We start from the raw sequence: 21,150 nt of genomic DNA, 5'->3' as shown, positions 1-21,150 counted from the left end.
CTAACTTAGTTCCAGCCAATGCAACTAACCATACATACACGTTGTAAATGCATTTTGAGATTTCACCTATACAGCTAGTAACCGTATGCTCAGTAATCAATGGGTTTGTGTTTGCTTTTCTGCTCTTTGAAAAGAATGAAAATCGGCGGGCTAATCGCTTTCTCTCCCTGACCATTTTTTCTATGTGCCTAACGTTTACACCGTTCATTTTGGATATATCCATATGGAATACCTATCAGTGGCTCTCTTGGCTCCCCTTCTCCTTATCATATTGGATTGGCCCTGCATTTTATTTCTATATAAAGACACTTACAGAAGGTTCTGATGCATTTCGAAAAAAGGATCTCTGGCATTTTTCACCATTAATTCTTAACTATTTCCATAGCATCTATCATGCCTTTACTCACTACAGTAACCCTTGGCCATTAATACACGATATAGCTGAACTGTTGGAATCTGTAGCAATACTCTCTGTTATGATCTACCTTATATTTTCTTTCCGACTTGTTAAATCATACCAGGGTTCACTGTTAAATAATATCTCGTATACCGAGCTAATTGATCTTCGTTGGGTGAATCAGTTCATACTAATAACTGCAGGTTCCTTTATCCTAATATTGATCTTTGTCATCGCAGGCATGGTCGTTGGAGGGAAATTTGCTCCCTTGGAATGGACCGAACCAAGAGCCTTCATTCTACTTATTTATTCAGGGGTACTCTATTGGTTAAGTATTAGCGGCTTCAAACAAACTCAAACATGTCAGGTTTTCAATATAAAGGAAGAACCAAACGAACAAGACAATGATAAGCTCTCTGAAGTGATTCAAAAGTTAAGTTCGATCATCGAATCCAATAAGCTGTACCGGAACCCGGAGTTATCTCTTTCTGATCTTGGTGAGTCCGCAGATATTTCAAAACGAGTCATCTCGAATGCAATTAACAAGGAGCTTGGAAAGAACTTTTTCCAGTTCATTAATGAATACCGCGTTGAGGAAATGAAGGAGCGATTGAAAGATCCAAACAATGATCACTTGAAAATACTTAGCCTGGCTTTTGACGCAGGATTTAATTCTAAAGCAAGCTTTAATCGTGTATTCAAATCCTATACTGGACAAACCCCAAAAAACTTTAAATCAGAAAATAGTTAGTCATCTACAAGTTTTGAGACCTCAAAACGGGTATTGAGACCTTATAGGTTTATTCTTTTTCTATTTTAGTCAAAACTAAATAGAATATGAACAAAACCACTACACAAAAATGAAATATAAAGTAATTCTTATACTCCTGGTTATCTTGGGATGTGAACGCCAAGATACCATTAATGACTTCCCCATCATGGGAAATCTTCCAGTTGGAGAATACACGGTTGGATTTAAAACGTTATTCACTTATGACCTCACAAAGAATGCTGTTCCTTTTTCGGACTGGGACGGAAACCTTTATCAAAATCATACATCCGAAAATGGACGACAATTCCAAATCAACATTTGGTATCCAGCTCAACAAGGTTCTGGTGATCCATTGAAATATGCAGATTACGTTGATCTAATGGGTAGACAAACCGATTTTAGTGAATCAGAAGAACAAAAAGTCTTCGCGAGACAGACATTTATTTCTCAAACACGAGATTTAAGAAACATTCTAGAAGCAGAAAATAAGATAGATTTAAGTACAGAACAATTGAATCAACTCCTTGATCTGGATATCTTTGCTCGTTTGAATGCTAAAGCTGCAAAAGGAAAGTATCCTGTCGTCATTTACCCAAATGGAAGTAGTCCGGCTTATCAAAACATCACTTGCGAGTTTTTAGCAAGCCATGGTTACGTAGCGGTTGCTTTCGTTCCGAAAGGAAGGTTTTCTTCCGGAATGGAAACATCTACCATTGGCTTAGAGGTAGCTGTGGATGACCTTGAGTTTGTTCTTGGAAAGATCGGTGAAGAATCAAATGTGGATATGAGTAAAGTTTCTATACTCGCCAATGCGATTCATTCCTCTGTGGGAGCGGCTGCAATATCTAGGAATGAGAAATTCAAGGCATTGATCAACCTGGAAGGAGGATTGCCAAGTGCATTTGAACAAAGGCTTTTAAACGGATCGGTTTTTTATCAGCCCGAGAACATTCAGTCACCGATGTTATTTATTTATTCACCTCATCCGTCTATAGATCCAGAATATACTTACCATTTGAAATATGCCGATCGATATTACGCACATTTTCCAAACATGTCTGAGTTTGCCGCGCTGAATTATGGAATGTTTGATGAATTCATTCCAGACATTATTGGAGAGCATTCCGGGAACACAAAAAAAGAATTTGAGACAGTGAATGAGTTAATATTAAGATTTCTAAATCAAAAAATAAAGGGAGAATCAGGAGAATTATTTGACAATTCTTTTGTTGCATCCAGGAAAAGTATAGATACCACGTTTATCTTACCAGGCCTACCTGCTCCACCAAACATGGCAGTACTTAAAGATACTTTTGTGAAGGAAGGGTTCGATGCGGTTGAAAATATTTACCAGCAGCTGAAGTCTGAGGGGAATTCACAACCTTTCTCTAAGGATTTCTATACAGATTACCGAAGCTGGTTAGCCTGGAAAAAAGACGAAGACTTTGCATACCGTCTAAGGCTTTATAAACTTGCTTACGACAGTTATCCGGAATCTGCCAGAATCAACTATTACGTGGCGTACTATTCACTGAAAAGGGAATTGAATGAGCAGGCGAAGCGTTTCTATCCTCAAGCATTAGCATTACTTGAATCAGATGAGGATTTGAATGCTAATGAAAAATCCAGATTAAAGGCTTTTGCTATTGAAGAATTGAATAGTTTGATGAAATGATCGAGAGGAGGCTATATCTCTATTTATAAGAACATAAATGGGAATTGGGAATTTGAAAAAATTACCGGTAGTTGGGTATCTAAAAAACGCATTACAACAACGTGTCCTATAGTTCATTGCGTCTGAAATTCCTACTCGGAATCTCCTATCCGCTAAACAATCGGTTCGCTCCTATTTGTTATCTTAGCGCTTACGCAACGAAACCATACACGTACACGTTGTAATTAATACCAAAAAATGAATAAAATATACTTTTACCCCTTAATATTTTTAATCTTTCTTTCAGCAACCAAACTATCTATAAAAAATAATATATGGAATTTCAAGGATTATGATAAAATCGAATATGATCTTTCGATGTCTGCAACAAATGAAGTTAATTATTTGAATCAGAAAAATGGAGTAAAAGTTTCTGCAAACCTAATTGTTGATATTTTAGACAGTACACATGCTGACTTAGTTGTAATAAACAAAAAGATTATTGAGAAAGTAAATGACTCTGTGACTACTTATGACGAGATTCAACTGGAAGATGATATTATATTTAAAAACTATACTAATCAAGGAAAAATAGAAGGAAAAATTTCGGAAGAAGCCGCTTCAATAAAGGATATTATTTTCCCTGTAATATTGAAAGAAATTAAAGTTGGAGAATCAATTACTGAGAAATTCAAAATACCCTTTGATTTTGGTAAAGAAGTTATAGAATTAGAGGTGGAAAATGTTATTACCAAAACTAAATCTGAAGATGGACTTAGTACTTATTCAGGCACAATTAATTCAGCAAAACATTCAGTTGAAACCCCTAATATAGAATCTATGACTATTTTTGTTAATGGAAATACTAATTTTCAATTCGATAATAAAAAAGGGGTGTTTTTAAACCAGCAGACCAATCTTGCATTTTTTATAAAAGGAAAATTAGATAAAAACGAGTTAACAGATATTTTGACTTTTCGAATTAATCAAGATATAAAATTAAAAAGTCTTAAATAAATACTAATTACAACAAAGTGTCCTAAAAATAATTGCTTGGTACATCCCTACTCGGAAAATCCGCAGGATTTTCCTCTGGTTCGTTCCATTTTTAGTAAGTTAGTTGCTTAATCACGCAGCTATACTTACACCAACCGTTGCCCACATTAATGAAAGTTGAAGGTAATATGCGAAAAATGAAAGCCGCAATGCGAAGACAATATGGTTTTCCTAAGGATATCAAAGTTGAAGAAATTGAAAAACCAATTCCCAACGATAACGAATTATTAATTAAAATTCATGCAACTACAGTTAATAGAACTGATTGTGCAAATCTTACAGCAAAACCATTTATAATGCGCTTTGTATTAGGATTTTTTAAGCCTAAAAAGATAGTGTTAGGGACTGATTTTTCAGGTAAAGTTATGGTAGTTGGGAAAAACATCAAGTCACATATTGTAAACGATAAGGTATTTGGTTTTACTGACACAGGATTAGAATCACAAGCCGAATATATAGTATTAACTCCAAAAGGAAATTTATTTACCATACCAGAAAACATTGATTACAAGCAAGCAGCTGCAAGTTTGGAAGGAGCTCACTATGCTTATACTTTTACCCATAAAGTAAACATCCAATCTAGACAAAGAATTCTTATTAATGGAGCAACAGGAGGAATTGGTTCAGCTCTCCTCCAATTTGTTAAGCAATATAATGTCAAAATAACCGCTACTTGTAATACGAAAAATTTAGAATTGATAAAATCTTTGGGTGCTGATAAAGTTTATGATTTTACCAAAGAAGATTTCACTGTCGATAAAGAAAAATATGACTTTATATTCGATGCTGTAGGCAAAAGTACATTTGGAAAATGTAAACCATTATTAAAAGAAAAAGGTATTTATATATCCTCAGAGTTAGGTCCTTATTCTCAAAATTTATTTTACGCACTCACAACTTCTATTTCAAAAAATAAAAAAGTAATCTTTCCTATACCATATAGCATACAGAAAACCATACCCTATATTATTGATCTTTTGAAAAAAGAAAAATTTAAACCAGTAATAGACCGTGAATATTCATTGGAAGATATATCTAAAGCTTATGAATATGTAATTATGGGCAAGAAAACAGGAAACGTTATAATTAATGTTTGAGTATAGAAAACGAGAGTACAACAACGGTAATCGTTGCACAAGGCTCTAAAAAACACAGAATTAAACACAAAAGCCCCTTAAATAGGAGCTTTTGTGTTTAGAAGCATTTGTTTGTTCTCAAATATAAATAATTTGTTTACAACGCATTATCCATAATATCCTGAACCACTTCTGGATTTAAAAGCGTGCTCGTATCTCCTAAGTTACTAGTGTCTTTATGAGCAATTTTTCTCAAAATACGTCTCATAATTTTACCAGAACGCGTTTTTGGTAAACCTTGCGTGAATTGAATTTTGTCCAGTTTCGCAATAGGTCCTATATGTTCTGTTATTATCTGGTTGATTTCTTTGCGTAAATTATCATGAACTCTCGTTTCACCTACATCCTTTAAAATCACATAACCATATAAGGCATTTCCTTTTACGTCATGTGGGAAACCTACAATGGCAGATTCTGCAACTGCTGGATGTTCGTTAATAGCATCTTCAATGGGAGCTGTTCCTAAATTATGACCAGATACAATAATGACATCATCCACACGTCCTGTAATTCTGTAATAACCTACCTCATCTCGTAACGCACCATCTCCTGTAAAATACTTATTTTCATATGCTGAAAAATACGTGTCCTTATAACGTTGATGATTTCCCCAAATAGTACGTGCCATACTAGGCCATGGAAATTTTATGCATAAACGTCCATCTACTTGGTTACCTTTTAATTCCTTGCCGTTTTCATCCATTAAAGCTGGCTGAATACCAATAAAAGGTAAGGTAGCATAGGTTGGTTTTGTTGGTGTTACAAACGGAATAGGCGTAATCATAATACCTCCCGTTTCAGTTTGCCACCAAGTATCAACTATCGGACTTTTCTTTTTACCAACATTGTCATTATACCAATGCCATGCTTCTTCGTTTATTGGTTCTCCAACAGATCCTAAAACTTTAAGCGTTGATAAATCATATTTCTCAACCAATTCTAAACCTTGTTTAGCTAGTGCCCGAATAGCAGTAGGTGCTGTATAAAACTGATTCACTTTATGCTTTTCTACAATCTCCCAAAAGCGTCCAAAATCCGGATAACTCGGTACACCTTCAAACATAATCGTAGTTGCCCCATTTGCTAATGGACCATAAACAATATAACTATGCCCAGTAATCCAGCCTATATCAGCAGTACACCAATACACATCATCTTCTTTATATTGAAATGCATTTTTAAATGAATAAGCTGTATAAACCATATATCCGGCAGTGGTATGTACCATCCCTTTTGGTTGCCCAGTTGAGCCTGATGTGTACAATATAAACAAAGGATCTTCAGCATTCATAAGCTCAGCCTTACAATCTGTTGAAGCTGTATCTAAAAGTGGTTGTAACCATTTATCACGACCAGATTTCATATCAATATCAGAATGAATACGTTTTGCTACCAAAACCGTTTCAACACATGCACATTCTTTTAAAGCTTCATCAACAATCCCTTTTAAGTCAATTGTTTTAGCGCCTCTATAAGATCCATCACTGGTAATAACCATTTTACAATCGCTATCATTAATTCTTGTTGATAATGCTGTTGCCGAAAAGCCTGCAAATACGACCGAATGAATGGCCCCTATTCTAGCACATGCCAAAACAGCAATAGCCAATTCAGGAATCATTGGTAAATAAACACATACGCGGTCCCCTTTTTTAATACCTTGGTCTTTTAATACATTGGCAAATTGGTTAACACGTTGATGCAATTGATTATAAGTAATATGTTCAGCGTCATCTTTAGGATCATTAGGCTCAAATAAAATAGCCGTTTTATCACCACGAGTCGCTAAATGCCTATCAATACAGTTTTCTGTAATGTTTAATTGCGCACCTTCAAACCATTTTACTTCTGGTTTACTAAAATCCCAACTAAGTACATTGTCCCATTTCTTTTGCCACAAAAAATGCTCCTCTGCTACTTCTTCCCAAAAATTTTCTGGTGCTCTTACCGATTTTCTGTAAACTTGGTAGTATTCCTCTAAATGCTTTATGTGATAATTACTCATAATTACTTATACCTGCTATTTTAAAAATTAATTTTGGATGCCTAAAATAATAAAAATATAATATAACTAGCATATAATTCTTATTAGTAGCCAAGTCAAACTCATACTTTTCATTTTCTCTAAAAATTATTCAATTTTAATGTGAATTCAATATTTTTTTTTTGAGATAATTAAAAACGATCAAATCAAAAATTAGAATAAAATAGGATGATTTTGAGTTCTAGACACAAAAAATTAATTTTAACAAAGTGTGAATTTACCTTATATCGATAGTATAATAATTGTAGATGATAAATATATTGACATCTAATAACTAATGCGTTGCATCTCCTGCCCCACTTGGAATTCTAATATTCTCTACAATTTCCTGAACATCTTTTGAAGGTTCGGGTGTAAACTTCATAATAACTATGGATACTACGAAATTTAAAATCATAGCGATGGTTCCAAATCCTTCAGGAGAAATACCAAACCACCATTCACTTTTATCAGGAAGCACGGCATCAAACCAACCCAATTTATATTTAATCATATATAATAGCATCGCAGTAATACCAACTACCATCCCTGCAATAGCACCTTCTTTGTTCATACGTTTGTAAAAAATACCCAAAATAATAGCCGGGAAAAAAGACGCAGCTGCTAAGCCAAAAGCTAGAGCAACAACCGCAGCTACAAATCCTGGTGGATTAATACCAAAATATCCAGCAACACAAACAGCACCAACTGCCGATAAACGGGCAGCTACTAATTCTCCTTTTTCTGAAATGGAAGGTTTTATGACCTTTTTAATTAAATCATGAGATACCGACGCAGAAATAACCAATAATAAACCTGCTGCTGTAGATAAAGCTGCTGCCAAGCCCCCAGCGGCTACTAGCGCAATAACCCAATCTGGTAAATTTGCAATTTCCGGATTTGCCAGTACCATAATGTCTCTATCGACAACCAACTCATTTTTAGATTCGTCTGCTACGTATTGAATAACGCCATCATTATTTTTATCTGTAAACGTGATTAATCCTGTGGTTTCCCATTTTTTAAACCATCCTGGAACGGTTGTATATGGTTGATTTGATACGGTCTCAATCATATTTGTTCTGGCAAAAACGGCCACTGCTGGAGCTGCTGTATATAAGATCGCAATTAATAATAATGCTATTCCTGCAGACTTTCGAGCATCTTTAACTCGTTTTACAGTGAAAAATCGAACAATAACATGGGGCAAACCTGCTGTTCCTACCATGAGTGCTAGCGTTATCGCAAAAACATCAATCAACGATTTAGAGCCCTCCGTATATTCGGCAAAACCAAGTTCCGTACTTAAACCATCTAATTTATCTAACAAATAAGTTCCGGAACCATCTGCTAATTGACCTCCAAAACCTAATTGCGGAATTGGGTTTCCAGTCATTTGAATAGATATAAAAATGGCAGGAACCATAAAAGCAAAAATAAGGACACAATATTGTGCTACCTGGGTATAGGTAATGCCTTTCATCCCGCCTAAAACGGCATAGAATAATACGATTAGCATTCCTATAATAACACCTGTGTTGATATCAACTTCTAAAAAACGAGAAAACACAATGCCAACACCTCGCATTTGACCTGCGACATAAGTAAAGGACACTAATAAGGCACAAAACACAGCGACAAGTCGTGCCGTTTTTGAATAATACCGATCACCTATAAAGTCTGGCACCGTAAATTTTCCGAATTTTCGTAAATAAGGTGCTAACAATAAGGCTAACAATACGTAACCTCCAGTCCAACCCATTAAATAAACAGCACCATCATAACCAGCAAAAGATATAATACCCGCCATAGATATAAAAGATGCCGCACTCATCCAATCGGCTGCAGTTGCCATACCATTAGCTAATGGAGATACGCCGCCACCTGCAACATAGAATTCTTTTGTAGAACTCGCTCTAGACCAAATAGCTATACCAATATATATGGCGAACGTAATTCCTACTAAAATATAGGTCCAATTTTGAACTCCTAACCGTTCAATTAACATGATACTATTCGTCATAACCATACTTTTTATCAAGTTTATTCATAAGACGAACATATACAAATATGAGTATAACAAACACATACATAGAACCTTGTTGCGCAAACCAAAAGCCCAATTTAAACCCTCCTAATTTTATACTATTAAGACTGTCTTTAAATATAATTCCTGCACCATAAGACACTAAAAACCATACTAACAATAGTATAAGCACATATCTTATATTTTCTTTCCAATAGGCTTTCGCGTTACTTTTCGTCATGTTTATCCTTGATTAATTGGTTACTATATTCTTTAAATTCTTTAACAACCTTAGGCCCTAAGATTAATGTTGCTATCATGGTTGGGATAGCCATAAGAGCAAAAGTGCCATCAATTAAATTTAGCATCACACTAAAAGGAGCCGTAGCAGCTAATATAATGCTTACAATATAAATGTAATTATAATAGTGTTTTTTCTCTGCACCTATTAAAAATGACATACACTTTGTACCATAGTATGCATATGAAAATAATGAAGACACACTAAAGATTAAAACACAAAGCATTAGTAAATATTTACCATAACCGGGCATAGCATAGGTAAATGCAGCGGCAGTTAAACTAACGCCATTATCTGAGGTTGTTTCCCAAACACCTGTTACTAAAATAGCTAAAGCTGTTAGTGTACAAACAACTAGCGTATCTATAGCAGGTCCTAGCATAGCTACTAAACCTTCACGTACCGGTTGGTCCGTCTTTGCTGCACCATGTGCCATAGGTGCCGTCCCTATGCCGGCTTCATTTGAAAATGCGCCGCGACGAATTCCTAATAAAATAAGTGCTCCCAGTACACCTCCTAAAAAAGGTTCGCCCGTAAAATTATTAGCAGAGAAAGCATCCGTAAAAATCATCACAAAATATTTAGGAACCATATCATAATTAGAAATTAAGATAAATAAAACCAACACAAAATATAACAATACCATAGAAGGCACCATCTTGGAAGCGGCATTACTAATACGTTTTAATCCGCCAAGAATAATAACCGAGGTCAATGAGACCAAAACGAAGGCAATGATTAGATTAGACTTTAAACCAACGGCAACACCATTTGGTATTAATACAATATCGTTTATGGCTTGTGTTAGCTGATTCACATTAACAACAGGTAATGCACCAATCATCCCAAAAAAACTAAACATAACAGCTAAAGGTTTCCAATGTTTCCCAAGACCTTCCATAATAAAGTACATAGGTCCACCTTGTAAGTCTCCATGACTATCTTTTCCTCGATACATGATAGCTAATGTAGATGTGAAAAACTTGGTCGACATCCCAACAATAGCACTTACCCACATCCAAAACATCGCTCCGGGACCACCAACAGAAATGGCTACAGCTACACCAGCAATATTCCCCATACCTATGGTTGAAGAAAGTGCCGTAGTTAAAGCTTTAAAATGACTGATTTGCCCTGGATCATTAGGATCGTCATACTTACCTCGTAATACTTCAATAGCGTGACCAATAAGTCTAAATGGTAAAAACCTTGACAGAATTAATAAATACAATCCGCCTCCAATAAGTAGTATGACCAGAGGCAATCCCCAAGCATAATCTGAAAAGGATTTAACAATTTGCTCCAATTGATTCATAATTCTTTGTTAGTTGAATCCATAAATGTATTAAAATATGTCGATTAATAATTATCGTAATAAACATCTTTTGAATGAACCGGTTGTAACTTATCGCTTCTAGGATAAATACCTTCACATTTAGTTGATCTCGCAAAGCCGCAAAGCCACTAAGGAAAAACCTCTAACTACTATTGAGTTCTAATCTATTATTAGTTGAATTCATAAATTGTTTAAACTATGTCGATTAATAATTATCGTAAGGAACAACTTTTGAATGAACCGGTTGTGACTTATCGCTTCTAGGATAAATACCTTTATATTTTGTGGGTCTCGCAAAGCCGCAAAGTCACTAAGGAAAAACCTCTAACTACTATTGAGTTCTAATCTATTATTAGTTGAATTCATAAATTGTTTAAACTATGTCGATTAATAATTATAGTAAGGAACAACTTTTGAATGAACCGGTTGTGACTTATCACTTCTAGGATAAATACCTTCATATTTTGTGGGTCTCGCAAAGCCGCAAAGCCACTAAGGAAAAACCTCTAACATCATTGAATACTATTTATTATTAGTTTATTAGTTGAATTCATAAATTGTATTAAATTTACTCCAAGTTCAATGTTTAAAACAAATCCCGATGGCTTACGATGAATATTTAGCAGATAGAATAAGACAACAACTTAAGGAAAAGCGAACTGCCTTTACGGAACTTAAAATGATGGGAGGTTTATGTTTTAAAGTTGATAACAAAATGCTTTGTGGAATTCACTTAGATAAAAAATACGGCGATCATTTATTAATGGCCCGTATTGGAGAGTCTGTTTATGAAGCGGAACTTGACAAACCTGAATGTTTGCCTATGGACTTTACAGGTCGTCCCATGCGAGGCTATATTTTTGTAACCCCCGATGGTTTTGATAGGGATGATGATTTATCGTATTGGTTAGATTTATGTATGGCTTTTAACCCGTTGGCTAAGGCTAGTAAGCCGAAGAAAAAGAAAATCAAATAATACATTATACTTCCTCGAATATCATAACATGTCTCAAAAAACGAAACTAATAGAAATTGCCAAGCTATTTTTCAAGTTAGGCAGTATAGCATTTGGTGGTCCCGCCGCTCATATAGCCATGATGGAAGACGAAGTTGTAAAGAAAAGAAAGTGGATGACACAAGAACACTTTCTCGATCTTGTTGGCGCTACAAACTTAATTCCAGGTCCGAATTCTACAGAAATGACCATGCACTGCGGACATGAACGCGCAGGGTGGAAAGGTTTATTTGTTGCTGGGATTTGCTTTATTTTTCCAGCGGTTGTTATAACTTCCATATTAGCGTATCTCTATCAGGAATATGGTCAATTACCAAAAGTAGAACCTTTTATTTATGGTATTAAACCAGCGGTCATAGCCATTATTTTAATGGCAGCATTTCGTCTTGGTAAAAAGGCTATTAAAAATACAGAACTGGCTATTTTAGGCAGTATAACCTTAGCAGCCTGCTTACTTGGAGTCAACGAAATAGTAGCTCTTTTTGGTAGTGGCATACTGGGTTTGACACTCTATTTTATTAAAAAAAACAACACCAATTTAAACAGTTTTGTTCCTCTTTTAATATTTCAAGCAACAGATCCTTTAAAAATAGGAACTCTAAAAATATTTCTGACCTTTTTAAAAGTAGGTGCTATTTTATACGGTAGTGGTTATGTGTTGTTTGCCTTTCTCGATACGGAATTGGTTGCAAACGGTTGGTTAACAAGACAAGCACTCATTGATGCTGTTGCCATCGGACAAATTACTCCAGGTCCCGTTTTATCGACAGCAACATTTATTGGCTGGCAAATGAACGGTATTTGGGGGGCTATTGCCGCAACTTTGGGAATTTTTCTCCCTTCCTTTCTTTTCGTTTTAATTTTAAATCCTTTGATTCCTAAAATGCGGAAATCAAAAATCATCAGGGCTTTTTTAGATGCCGTAAATGTCGCCGCAGTTGCTTTAATTGTTGCCGTGTGTATCGATATGGTAAAAGATACGGTAACAGACTGGCGAACAGTTTTAATAGCAATAGTTAGTTTGGTAGTCGTTTTTGTTTTTAAGAAATTGAATAGTGCTTTTATTGTTTTGGGTGGGGCGATGTTTGGTTTTTTATTGAGTTTGGTGTGAAATGTTGGAAATTTTTATTTTTTGTAGAAATTATTTTCTTTTAAAATAAAACATAAGTAACTTTATTTATATCAGACAATTATGCCAATCAACAAACAAAACCCTCTTTAAATATGCAAAATGTATTTTATTCTTTTACAATATTCTTTTTAATAACATTTTCAGGATTTGCTCAAAATGACTTTGAATTCATTCAACTCAATAAAGAAAAATATGAACTCAGTGCTATTTGTTCTGATAATCATGGTAACATAATCGTTGCTTCCGATGAAGGAAGCATTGATTACATTGATTTAAAAAACTATAAACTTAAACCTATTGACCATAAAATAATAGGAAAAGATATTGAAGCGCTTGACTTTTTTAATGGTAAAATCTGGTATGCAATTGAAGAAAATTATCGAAAAATTGAGTTTTTAGATCTCAAATCTACTTCCCCCTATCAACCAATTAGTTCTACTAATTTGAACGGAATCATTTCGAGTTTAATACCAAACAAAGATAATTCTTCTATTGAAGCTTTTGCAATTGACTCGATCAATTCCAAATTATATTTTTCGAAAGAATATAATAAAAGGGCTATTTATTTTTATAATTTAAATAACCTTCGGGATCAAAACTGGAATTCTGATGAGGTAAGGATACTTGATATTTATAGAGGCAAAGATGAATCCCCTCTAGATATTTCAGATATGAAAATCAGCTATAATGATAAGGGTCAACCTATATTATACATTTTGGAGAGGTATGAAAGACAAATAAGAATGTATAACATTACTACTCAAAAAACCAAAACCGTTTCTTTTAAAAAGATTGTATGCGATACTGATTCTTCATTATTTTACAATAAGCAATGTGATTCTTGTACCTGTTATGGTAAAGCAGAAGCTCTTCTTGTTAAAAAAGATGAATTCTGGATTGGATTTGACAATGGAGGATACAAAATCAACGAAAATTTTGTAAAAAAATACGGTTACAACATTTCCCATAAAACTAATCCTGTTATTTTAAAAATAAAAAGATATCAGCCCTAATTAGTAAGTCTTCTAATATCTTTTCAAAAAACTAGATTAGATTAAATAAACAAGTTATTCCAAATACGCTAACACATTCCCTTCAATCCGCTCCTGTATATTAGAAACATCTGCTTTTACAAAAGTTTCACCTGTAATATTTTCGTAAAGTTCAATATAACGTTCACTAACAGTTTCAATATAATCATCGCTCATAAAAGGCACCGTCTGCCCTTCTAAACCTTGAAAGCCATTACTTATCAGCCATTGACGCACAAATTCTTTAGAAAGCTGTTTCTGTGCTTCTCCTCTATCCTGACGTTCTTGATAGCCATCAGCATAAAAATAACGTGAGGAATCTGGTGTATGTATTTCATCAATGAGTACAATGTGTCCATCCTTCGTTTTTCCAAACTCGTATTTAGTGTCGACTAAAATAAGGCCTCGAGATGCTGCAATTTCGCTTCCTCGTTGGAATAATTTACGTGTGTAATCTTCTAATACCACATAATCAGCTTCAGAAACAATACCGCGCTTTAAAATATCCTCACGTGAAATATCCTCATCATGATCCCCTTGTTCTGCCTTAGTAGCAGGTGTAATAATAGGCTCAGGGAATTTGTCATTTTCTTTCATGCCCTCTGGCATAGGCACCCCACAAAGGATGCGCTTACCAGCCTTATACTCGCGTGCTGCATGACCAGACATATACCCTCGTATGACCATTTCTACCTTAAAGGGTTCACATAAATGTCCTACAGCTACATTAGGGTCTGGTGTTGCGGTTAACCAATTCGGCACTAAATCTTCAGTCGCAGCCATCATTTTAGTAGCTATCTGATTTAAGATTTGTCCCTTGTACGGAATCCCTTTTGGCATCACAACATCAAACGCCGAAAGTCTGTCGGTTGCAATCATGACCAATTCGTCATCATTGATATTATATACTTCTCTTACCTTTCCTTTGTAAACACTCTTCTGGTTTGGGAAATTGAAATTGGTATCTATTATTGTATTACTCATATCCCTCTCTGTCTTTCAGACATCTCTCCCTGAGGGAGAGAAACTCTTTTTAATTAATATTTATGCTATTGTAATCCACTAATTTTCTAAGTTCGAGTATCCCGATTTGAAATCGGGATGTATCGAGAATTTTTGTTTATGGATTCATACTTACTTTTGATGAGACACTTCGACAAGCTCAGTGTGACATACTATTTTAATTTTTACCTACGAACTCAACTGCGCACTGCAACTGAACACTGAATCAAGATCTATTCTCTATCCCTTCATATGCCTCAATCACCTTTTTAACCAGTTTATGACGAATCACATCTTTATCATCTAAAAATATCATCCCCACACCATCTACGTTCTTCAAAATCAAAAGCGCTTCTTTTAAACCCGAAATGGTACGACGTGGTAAATCTATTTGTCCGGGGTCACCAGTTAGTAGAAACTTGGCGTTCTTACCCATACGGGTTAAAAACATTTTCATTTGTGCATGTGTCGTATTTTGACCTTCATCTAAAATCACAAAAGCATTATCAAGTGTACGCCCGCGCATAAATGCCAATGGCGCTATCTGAATGGTTCCTTTTTCTATATAACTTGTCAACTTTTCGGGAGCAATCATATCACGTAATGCATCATATAATGGCTGCATATATGGATCCAATTTCTCCTTTAAATCACCTGGTAGAAATCCCAAATTCTCTCCCGCTTCTACAGCCGGACGTGTTAAAATAATACGCTTAACCTCTTTGTTCTTTAGAGCTTGAACTGCCAATGCAACACCTGTATAGGTTTTACCCGTACCTGCAGGACCTATGGCAAAAACCATATCATTTTTATGCATGAGCTCTACCATTTTACGTTGGTTTGCCGTTTGTGCTTTAATAAGTTTACCACCAACACCATGTACAATAACTTCTCCACTTTGTTTTGAAGTAGTATAATCGTCGCTACTTTGGCTTGTTAAAACACGCTCAATAACATTCTCATCTAACTTATTATATTTTGCAAAGTGCTTTAAAAGCATCGTGATTCTACGATCGAATTCTTCTAATAATTCCTCATCACCAAAGGCTTTAATTTTATTACCCCTTGCGACAATTTTAAGTTTAGGAAAATACTTTTTTAGAAGTGCAATATTGGCGTTTTGTGCTCCAAAAAACTCTTTTGGAGTAATTTCTTCAAGTTCGATTACAATTTCGTTCAAAGGCGTGGATTTTATTTTTGTATTTCATCAGATTTTAAATGAAAATAATATTTAATCGATGAAATGATTTTACTAGTTTTGTTAAAACTCAAAAATACATAAATTTGGGTGACCAAACGCTAAAAACATATCAACAATTTTGCCAATGGCGATAATAACACTAACTACCGATTTTGGTGAAAAAGATCACTTTGCTGGCGCGACAAAAGGAGCTATTTACAGCGAACTTCATGATGTTAGAATTGTTGATATCTCTCATTCTATATCACCTTTTAGCATTCCTGAAGCTGCATACATCATTAAAAATGCATACAGTAGTTTCCCTAAAGGCACGATACATATCATTGGAATTGATTCTGAGATAAATCCGGAAAACAAACACATTGCCGTAAAGCTAGACGATCATTTTTTTATCTGTGCAAATAATGGCATTATGAGTATGATTTGTACTGAAATTTCTCCCGAAAAAATTGTAGAAATCAATATCCACGACAAAATACAAACAAGCTTCCCTGTTTTAGATGTGTTTGTAAAAGCAGCATGTCATATTGCACGAGGCGGTACATTAGAAGTTATTGGAAAAACCATTGATGAAATAAAGCCTATTAAGAATATTGTGCCTTACGTAAATGACGATAAAACGCAAATTATTGGCAGTGTTATTTATATTGACAACTATGGTAACGTCATTACAAACATTAAAAGAAACTTTTTTGAAACGATACAAAAAGGACGTGCTTTTGAGATTTCGGCAAGAAACAATAAATTTAAGACCATTTATAAGAAATACAGTGATCTTGTTAATTTCGAAATAGAAGAAAACAAACGTAATGATGAAGGCCGCGGATTGGTGGTTTTTAATTCTGGTGATTTTTTAGAAATTGCCGTTTACAAAAGTAATAGTGCCACAGTTGGTAGTGCATCTACACTAATGGGACTTGGCTTAATGGATACTGTTAGTATTAATTTTATAAAAACATAAGGATGTTTGTTAGAATTGTAAAAATGGGATTTCACGAACAAAATATCGAAACTTTCCTTACTAATTTTGAAGCTAATAAAGAAAAAATCAGAAGTTTTAAAGGCTGTCAATTATTAGAACTTTATAGAGATAAAAATGACCCAGCCATATTTTTCACATACAGTTATTGGGAAGCTGAAGACGATTTAGAAAATTACAGACAATCTGATGTCTTTAAAAACGTTTGGGCTAAAACCAAGCCTTTATTTAATATGCCGCCAATGGCATGGAGTGTTGATAAATTAGAAACTTTAATTTGAATTTCTCTCCCAAAGGGAGAGATGTCTAAAAAACAGAGGGGATATGAGCAAAAAAGCACTACTTATAATCGATATGCAAAAGGGATCCTTTACTCCAGAAACTCCCCGATATGATACACATGGTGTTGTAAACAGAATTAATTTTTTAGCCGATAGGTTTAGGGCTTCAGGAAATCAGGTCTTTTATATTCAGCATGATGGCACTAAGCACAATGATTTTATTCCTAATACAGAAGCATGGGAAATATTATCAGAATTAAAGATATCCGAAGAAGATGTTTTAATTAGTAAATATGCCAATGATGTATTTTATAATTCAAATCTTAAACCTGAATTAGAAGCTCATGGCATTAATGAATTGTATATTTCCGGTTGCGCAACCGATTTTTGTGTAGAAGCTACGGTACAATCTGCTTTAGCAAAAGATTATAATATTACCGTTGTAAAAGATGCGCATACAACAGGAAATAGACCGCATCTTAATGCAGAAAAAGTCATTGAGCATTATAATTGGGTTTGGCAAAATATGATCCCTACAAAAGGGGCCATTAAAGTTGAGCGTTTTGAAACCATAGCAAGCGCTTTATAAAATTTATTCAATAATAAAATGTCTTTGTGATACAAATTGATAAATTTGTTATGGCGATCTTTCAAATAAAAAAATATAATTTTATAGATTAGCGCGTGACTTTAGACGGTCTTAAACGGCTGACGAAAGTAACACACAAAATAAAAGAAATGTTAGCTATACTAAAAAAAGAAATAAACTCATTTTTCGCATCCCCTATTGGTTATTTAGTCATTGCCATTTTTCTGGTTTTAAATGGTTTATTCTTATGGTTATTTAAAGGTGAATTTAATATTCTGGATTCTGGATTTGCAGATTTATCATCTTTCTTTCTATTAGCACCTTGGATTTTAATATTCTTAATTCCAGCTGTTACCATGCGTAGTTTTTCTGATGAAAAAAAACAAGGCACGCTTGAGCTCTTACTCACAAAACCAATAGCACATATAAACATTATTTTAGGGAAATACTTTGGCGCTTTTATTTTAATCTTAATCGCACTTTTACCAACCTTACTTTATGTTTATACTGTTTACCAATTGGGAAATCCGATCGGTAATTTAGATATGGGCAGTACACTTGGTTCTTATTTCGGATTATTATTTTTAATAGCAGCTTATACCGCTATAGGTGTTTATGCTTCTTCTCTTTCAGACAATCAAATCGTATCCTTTATTATAGCAGTTTTTATTTGCTTTCTATTTTATATAGGTTTTGAAGGTATTGCAGATTTCGTTTCAAGTAATTTTATAGAACAATTAGGAATGAGCGTGCATTACAAGAGTATGAGTCGTGGTGTGCTTGATACGCGCGATATTTTATATTTTTTAAGTGTTGCTATTTTCTTTTTAATGTTAACCAAAATAAATATTAACAAAGAAGTGGTTTAAACTTTTTTGATTGAAGCGAAAAATAGTAATTTTATTCCCAAATAAAGACTTTTTTGAACTGCATAGCATCGCTACGGAGTAATAAAAAGACAAAATGTGGGGATGAAAGAACATTTTGCAGCCAATTATAAAACATGTGCTCAGCTTGACTGGGTAGTTTAAACCACTTCAAAGAAAAAAAATGATTTTAACACCTTTGTTTGTTGTTTTTTTAGTACTTGTTTTTGCATTAGTTTGGTTATTTACAAATACCATAGACAAACGCAAATGGGTTAGTTTATTAATAAGCTTGGTATTAACACCTGTAGCCTATTTTTATATATTTTATCCCATACTAAACATTTTTAGCAGTTACCATCATCAAAAGCATTTCGATGCAGAAGCATGGAAAGATAAACCAGCTTTACGCTATGAAATGAGTAAAGAAATACTTGATAAAAAGTTGTTTCTTAGCAAAAGTAAAAAAGACGTAGAAACTGTTTTAGGAAAAAGTGAATGGTTTAGCTGGGATGATAGTCTAAAAACAACCTCACCTAATAAATGGAATTACAATTTAGGTTTTAAACCAGGTGCTTTTAATAATATGCAGGAATGCATAGAACTTATATTCAATAACAATACAGTTGAAAGTATTAAACAATATCAATTAGAGAAAGCCTTTGAATAAAAATATTAAACATATAACCATACTCTTAGTTGCTATAATTGCGATTAATGTTTTAAGCAATAAAATTTTCAAACGTTTTGATTTAACCGTAGATAGCCGTTATACGCTAAGTGCATCTGCCATAAATATTATAAAAGACGTTGAATCCCCTATTATAGTAGACGTATTTTTAAGTGGTGATGATTTTCCTTCGGAATTTAGACGTCTTCAAAAAGAAACCAAACAATTACTTGAAGAGTTCTCAGCAGAAAACGATCATATTATTTTTAATTTTATTAATCCGTTAGAAGACGAATCTACTCGAGAACGCAACATACAGCAACTTGCTCAACGGGGGTTAACTCCTATGCAATTAAGCGTACAAGAAAGCGGTAAAGCAACTCAGGAAGTCATCTTTCCTTGGGCTTTAGCAAGTTATAATGATCAAACGGTTATTATCCCTTTAATCAAAAATAAAATAGGCGCATCCCAACAAGAATTAGCTAGTAATTCAATACAGCATTTAGAATATGCCTTCGCAGATGGTTTTAACAAATTAACAAAGCCTAAACGCAGAAAAATTGCTTTTTTAAAGGGTAATAATCAATTAGAGGATAAATATATTGCAGACTTTGCCAAAAAGCTTGGAGAGCATTATTTTATTGCACCTTTTACTTTAGATAGCGTTGCAAATAATCCACGAAAAACGCTTAAAGACATAAAAGCTTATGATTTAATCATTTCAGCTAAACCTACCGAGGCTTTTACTGAAAAGGAAAAATTGGTTTTAGATCAATTTACCATGAATGGAGGCAAAAGCTTATGGCTTATCGATGCTGTAGCTATGGAAAAAGATAGTTTATACAATGATACAGGTAAAAATTTTGCAGTAACCAGAGATTTAAATTTAACCGATTTCTTTTTTAAATATGGTGTTCGCATCAATCCAGTAATAGTAAGCACACTCTACTCTGCTCCTATTACATTGGCTATTGGAGAAGGTAGTGAATCACAATTTCAACCTTTAAGATGGCCATATTCACCATTAGCATCCTCTAACAGCAGCCACCCCATTGTTAATAATTTGAATTTAGTCAAATTCGATTTTGCAAACCAAATAGACACTCTTAAAAACGACATTAATAAAACAATTCTTTTAGAAACAGCCCCTTTAACAAAACTAGAGGGTACTCCAAGAGAAATAAGTTTAGATTTGGTGACTCAAAAAGCAGATCCTGCAGTTTTCAATAAAGGGACTCAAACACTAGCCGTTTTATTAGAAGGCGAATTTACTTCTATTTATAACAATCGTATAAAACCCTTTCAACTTCAAGAAGAAAAAAATAAAAGTCCATCATCTACCAAAATGATTGTTATTGCCGATGGAGATGTTATTAAAAATGACGTTATAAAAAATAATCCACAAGAATTAGGTTTTGATCGTTGGACAGGTAAAACTTACGGCAACAAGGAATTTTTACTAAATGCTGTTAATTATTTATTGGACGATGATGGACTTATAAACATTCGATCTAAAGAAATTGCCGTAGCGTTTCTTGATCAGCAAAAAATAGCAGCACAAAAAAACAAGTGGCAGCTTATAAATATCGCATTACCACTGACCTTATTAGCCATCTTTGGATTAGGATTTAATTACTACAGAAAGAAAAAGTACACTTCTTAAATGTTAATAAGTTTCTTTCC

Annotated in this window: 19 protein-coding genes; 13 read left to right on the top strand and 6 right to left on the bottom strand. The window is 34.2% G+C overall.

What is annotated here, in order from left to right:
- The first annotated feature begins 47 nt into the window (after positions 1–47).
- The 4 genes from Q4Q47_RS20320 (at position 48) to Q4Q47_RS20305 (ending at position 4,976) form a co-directional block, all read left to right on the top strand.
- Complete coding sequence (locus Q4Q47_RS20320; protein ID WP_303308565.1) at positions 48–1,148, top strand: helix-turn-helix domain-containing protein; 1,101 nt, start codon at positions 48–50, stop codon at positions 1,146–1,148.
- Positions 1,149–1,257: 109 nt separating this feature from the next.
- Positions 1,258–2,844, top strand: coding sequence for an alpha/beta hydrolase family protein (locus Q4Q47_RS20315; protein ID WP_303308564.1), 1,587 nt, complete (start codon positions 1,258–1,260; stop codon positions 2,842–2,844).
- A gap of 237 nt (positions 2,845–3,081) precedes the next feature.
- Entirely contained in the window at positions 3,082–3,840 is a 759-nt protein-coding gene (locus tag Q4Q47_RS20310) for a hypothetical protein (protein WP_303308563.1), read from the top strand.
- 149 nt (positions 3,841–3,989) lie between these two features.
- A complete protein-coding gene (locus Q4Q47_RS20305; RefSeq protein WP_303308562.1) occupies positions 3,990–4,976 on the top strand; it encodes an NAD(P)-dependent alcohol dehydrogenase in 987 nt (328 codons plus the stop codon).
- 136 nt (positions 4,977–5,112) lie between these two features.
- On the opposite strand, the gene acs is transcribed toward Q4Q47_RS20305, so the two are convergent.
- The 4 genes from acs to Q4Q47_RS20285 form a co-directional block, all read right to left on the bottom strand.
- The gene (acs, locus tag Q4Q47_RS20300) at positions 5,113–7,020 is read right to left on the bottom strand and encodes an acetate--CoA ligase (protein ID WP_303308561.1); all 1,908 of its coding nucleotides are present in this window, start codon (positions 7,018–7,020) and stop codon (positions 5,113–5,115) included.
- A 313-nt stretch (positions 7,021–7,333) separates the two neighbouring features.
- Positions 7,334–9,061: a sodium:solute symporter family protein gene (locus Q4Q47_RS20295; RefSeq protein ID WP_303308560.1), complete on the bottom strand. Its 1,728-nt coding sequence runs from the start codon at positions 9,059–9,061 to the stop codon at positions 7,334–7,336.
- Positions 9,051–9,305 carry a DUF4212 domain-containing protein gene (locus Q4Q47_RS20290; RefSeq protein ID WP_303308559.1) on the bottom strand — a complete coding sequence of 85 codons (255 nt, stop codon included), beginning with the start codon at positions 9,303–9,305 and terminating at the stop codon, positions 9,051–9,053. The genes Q4Q47_RS20295 and Q4Q47_RS20290 overlap by 11 nt, the downstream gene beginning before the upstream one ends.
- Positions 9,292–10,680: an alanine/glycine:cation symporter family protein gene (locus Q4Q47_RS20285; protein WP_303308558.1), complete on the bottom strand. Its 1,389-nt coding sequence runs from the start codon at positions 10,678–10,680 to the stop codon at positions 9,292–9,294. The genes Q4Q47_RS20290 and Q4Q47_RS20285 overlap by 14 nt, the downstream gene beginning before the upstream one ends.
- Positions 10,681–11,302: 622 nt before the next feature.
- Here Q4Q47_RS20285 and Q4Q47_RS20280 point away from each other — a divergent pair.
- The 3 genes from Q4Q47_RS20280 (at position 11,303) to Q4Q47_RS20270 (ending at position 13,861) form a co-directional block, all read left to right on the top strand.
- Positions 11,303–11,677, top strand: a complete 375-nt coding sequence (locus Q4Q47_RS20280; RefSeq protein WP_303308557.1) for a TfoX/Sxy family protein — start codon at positions 11,303–11,305, stop codon at positions 11,675–11,677.
- A gap of 28 nt (positions 11,678–11,705) precedes the next feature.
- Positions 11,706–12,827 carry a chromate efflux transporter gene (gene chrA, locus Q4Q47_RS20275; RefSeq protein WP_303308556.1) on the top strand — a complete coding sequence of 374 codons (1,122 nt, stop codon included), beginning with the start codon at positions 11,706–11,708 and terminating at the stop codon, positions 12,825–12,827.
- 113 nt (positions 12,828–12,940) lie between these two features.
- Positions 12,941–13,861: a hypothetical protein gene (locus Q4Q47_RS20270; RefSeq protein WP_303308555.1), complete on the top strand. Its 921-nt coding sequence runs from the start codon at positions 12,941–12,943 to the stop codon at positions 13,859–13,861.
- 54 nt (positions 13,862–13,915) lie between these two features.
- Here Q4Q47_RS20270 and Q4Q47_RS20265 read toward each other — a convergent pair whose 3' ends face one another.
- Both Q4Q47_RS20265 and Q4Q47_RS20260 read right to left on the bottom strand, forming a co-directional pair.
- Positions 13,916–14,863: a phosphoribosylaminoimidazolesuccinocarboxamide synthase gene (locus Q4Q47_RS20265; RefSeq protein ID WP_303308554.1), complete on the bottom strand. Its 948-nt coding sequence runs from the start codon at positions 14,861–14,863 to the stop codon at positions 13,916–13,918.
- 244 nt (positions 14,864–15,107) lie between these two features.
- Positions 15,108–16,061, bottom strand: a complete 954-nt coding sequence (locus tag Q4Q47_RS20260; RefSeq protein WP_303308553.1) for a PhoH family protein — start codon at positions 16,059–16,061, stop codon at positions 15,108–15,110.
- A 145-nt stretch (positions 16,062–16,206) separates the two neighbouring features.
- On the opposite strand from Q4Q47_RS20260, the gene Q4Q47_RS20255 reads away from it, so the two are divergent.
- From Q4Q47_RS20255 to gldG, 6 genes are all read left to right on the top strand, one after another.
- Complete coding sequence (locus Q4Q47_RS20255; protein WP_303308552.1) at positions 16,207–17,043, top strand: SAM hydrolase/SAM-dependent halogenase family protein; 837 nt, start codon at positions 16,207–16,209, stop codon at positions 17,041–17,043.
- A gap of 2 nt (positions 17,044–17,045) precedes the next feature.
- Positions 17,046–17,342: a putative quinol monooxygenase gene (locus Q4Q47_RS20250; protein ID WP_303308551.1), complete on the top strand. Its 297-nt coding sequence runs from the start codon at positions 17,046–17,048 to the stop codon at positions 17,340–17,342.
- 43 nt (positions 17,343–17,385) lie between these two features.
- The gene (locus tag Q4Q47_RS20245) at positions 17,386–17,931 is read left to right on the top strand and encodes an isochorismatase family protein (RefSeq protein WP_303308550.1); all 546 of its coding nucleotides are present in this window, start codon (positions 17,386–17,388) and stop codon (positions 17,929–17,931) included.
- A 149-nt stretch (positions 17,932–18,080) separates the two neighbouring features.
- Complete coding sequence (gene gldF, locus Q4Q47_RS20240) at positions 18,081–18,800, top strand: gliding motility-associated ABC transporter permease subunit GldF (RefSeq protein WP_303308549.1); 720 nt, start codon at positions 18,081–18,083, stop codon at positions 18,798–18,800.
- 181 nt (positions 18,801–18,981) lie between these two features.
- Positions 18,982–19,467, top strand: a complete 486-nt coding sequence (locus tag Q4Q47_RS20235) for a hypothetical protein (protein ID WP_303308548.1) — start codon at positions 18,982–18,984, stop codon at positions 19,465–19,467.
- Positions 19,460–21,130: a gliding motility-associated ABC transporter substrate-binding protein GldG gene (gene gldG, locus Q4Q47_RS20230; protein WP_303308547.1), complete on the top strand. Its 1,671-nt coding sequence runs from the start codon at positions 19,460–19,462 to the stop codon at positions 21,128–21,130. The genes Q4Q47_RS20235 and gldG overlap by 8 nt, the downstream gene beginning before the upstream one ends.
- Positions 21,131–21,150 lie beyond the last annotated feature (20 nt).

It is taken from the genome of Flavivirga spongiicola (genome assembly GCF_030540825.1).
Classification (GTDB): Bacteria; Bacteroidota; Bacteroidia; order Flavobacteriales; family Flavobacteriaceae; genus Flavivirga; species Flavivirga spongiicola.
The sequence above is the reverse complement of the archived record's forward strand: the minus strand, read 5'-3'. Positions and strand labels throughout refer to the sequence as shown.

What these genes read in the sequence shown, in the direction of transcription:
- Q4Q47_RS20320 (WP_303308565.1), top strand. Translation starts at nt 48, where the DNA reads ATGCATTTTGAGATTTCACCTATACAGCTAGTAACCGTATGCTCAGTA.
- Q4Q47_RS20315 (WP_303308564.1), top strand. Translation starts at nt 1,258, where the DNA reads ATGAAATATAAAGTAATTCTTATACTCCTGGTTATCTTGGGATGTGAA.
- Q4Q47_RS20310 (WP_303308563.1), top strand. Translation starts at nt 3,082, where the DNA reads ATGAATAAAATATACTTTTACCCCTTAATATTTTTAATCTTTCTTTCA.
- Q4Q47_RS20305 (WP_303308562.1), top strand. Translation starts at nt 3,990, where the DNA reads ATGAAAGTTGAAGGTAATATGCGAAAAATGAAAGCCGCAATGCGAAGA.
- acs (WP_303308561.1), bottom strand. Translation starts at nt 7,020, where the DNA reads ATGAGTAATTATCACATAAAGCATTTAGAGGAATACTACCAAGTTTAC.
- Q4Q47_RS20295 (WP_303308560.1), bottom strand. Translation starts at nt 9,061, where the DNA reads ATGACGAATAGTATCATGTTAATTGAACGGTTAGGAGTTCAAAATTGG.
- Q4Q47_RS20290 (WP_303308559.1), bottom strand. Translation starts at nt 9,305, where the DNA reads ATGACGAAAAGTAACGCGAAAGCCTATTGGAAAGAAAATATAAGATAT.
- Q4Q47_RS20285 (WP_303308558.1), bottom strand. Translation starts at nt 10,680, where the DNA reads ATGAATCAATTGGAGCAAATTGTTAAATCCTTTTCAGATTATGCTTGG.
- Q4Q47_RS20280 (WP_303308557.1), top strand. Translation starts at nt 11,303, where the DNA reads ATGGCTTACGATGAATATTTAGCAGATAGAATAAGACAACAACTTAAG.
- chrA (WP_303308556.1), top strand. Translation starts at nt 11,706, where the DNA reads ATGTCTCAAAAAACGAAACTAATAGAAATTGCCAAGCTATTTTTCAAG.
- Q4Q47_RS20270 (WP_303308555.1), top strand. Translation starts at nt 12,941, where the DNA reads ATGCAAAATGTATTTTATTCTTTTACAATATTCTTTTTAATAACATTT.
- Q4Q47_RS20265 (WP_303308554.1), bottom strand. Translation starts at nt 14,863, where the DNA reads ATGAGTAATACAATAATAGATACCAATTTCAATTTCCCAAACCAGAAG.
- Q4Q47_RS20255 (WP_303308552.1), top strand. Translation starts at nt 16,207, where the DNA reads ATGGCGATAATAACACTAACTACCGATTTTGGTGAAAAAGATCACTTT.
- Q4Q47_RS20250 (WP_303308551.1), top strand. Translation starts at nt 17,046, where the DNA reads ATGTTTGTTAGAATTGTAAAAATGGGATTTCACGAACAAAATATCGAA.
- Q4Q47_RS20245 (WP_303308550.1), top strand. Translation starts at nt 17,386, where the DNA reads ATGAGCAAAAAAGCACTACTTATAATCGATATGCAAAAGGGATCCTTT.
- gldF (WP_303308549.1), top strand. Translation starts at nt 18,081, where the DNA reads ATGTTAGCTATACTAAAAAAAGAAATAAACTCATTTTTCGCATCCCCT.
- Q4Q47_RS20235 (WP_303308548.1), top strand. Translation starts at nt 18,982, where the DNA reads ATGATTTTAACACCTTTGTTTGTTGTTTTTTTAGTACTTGTTTTTGCA.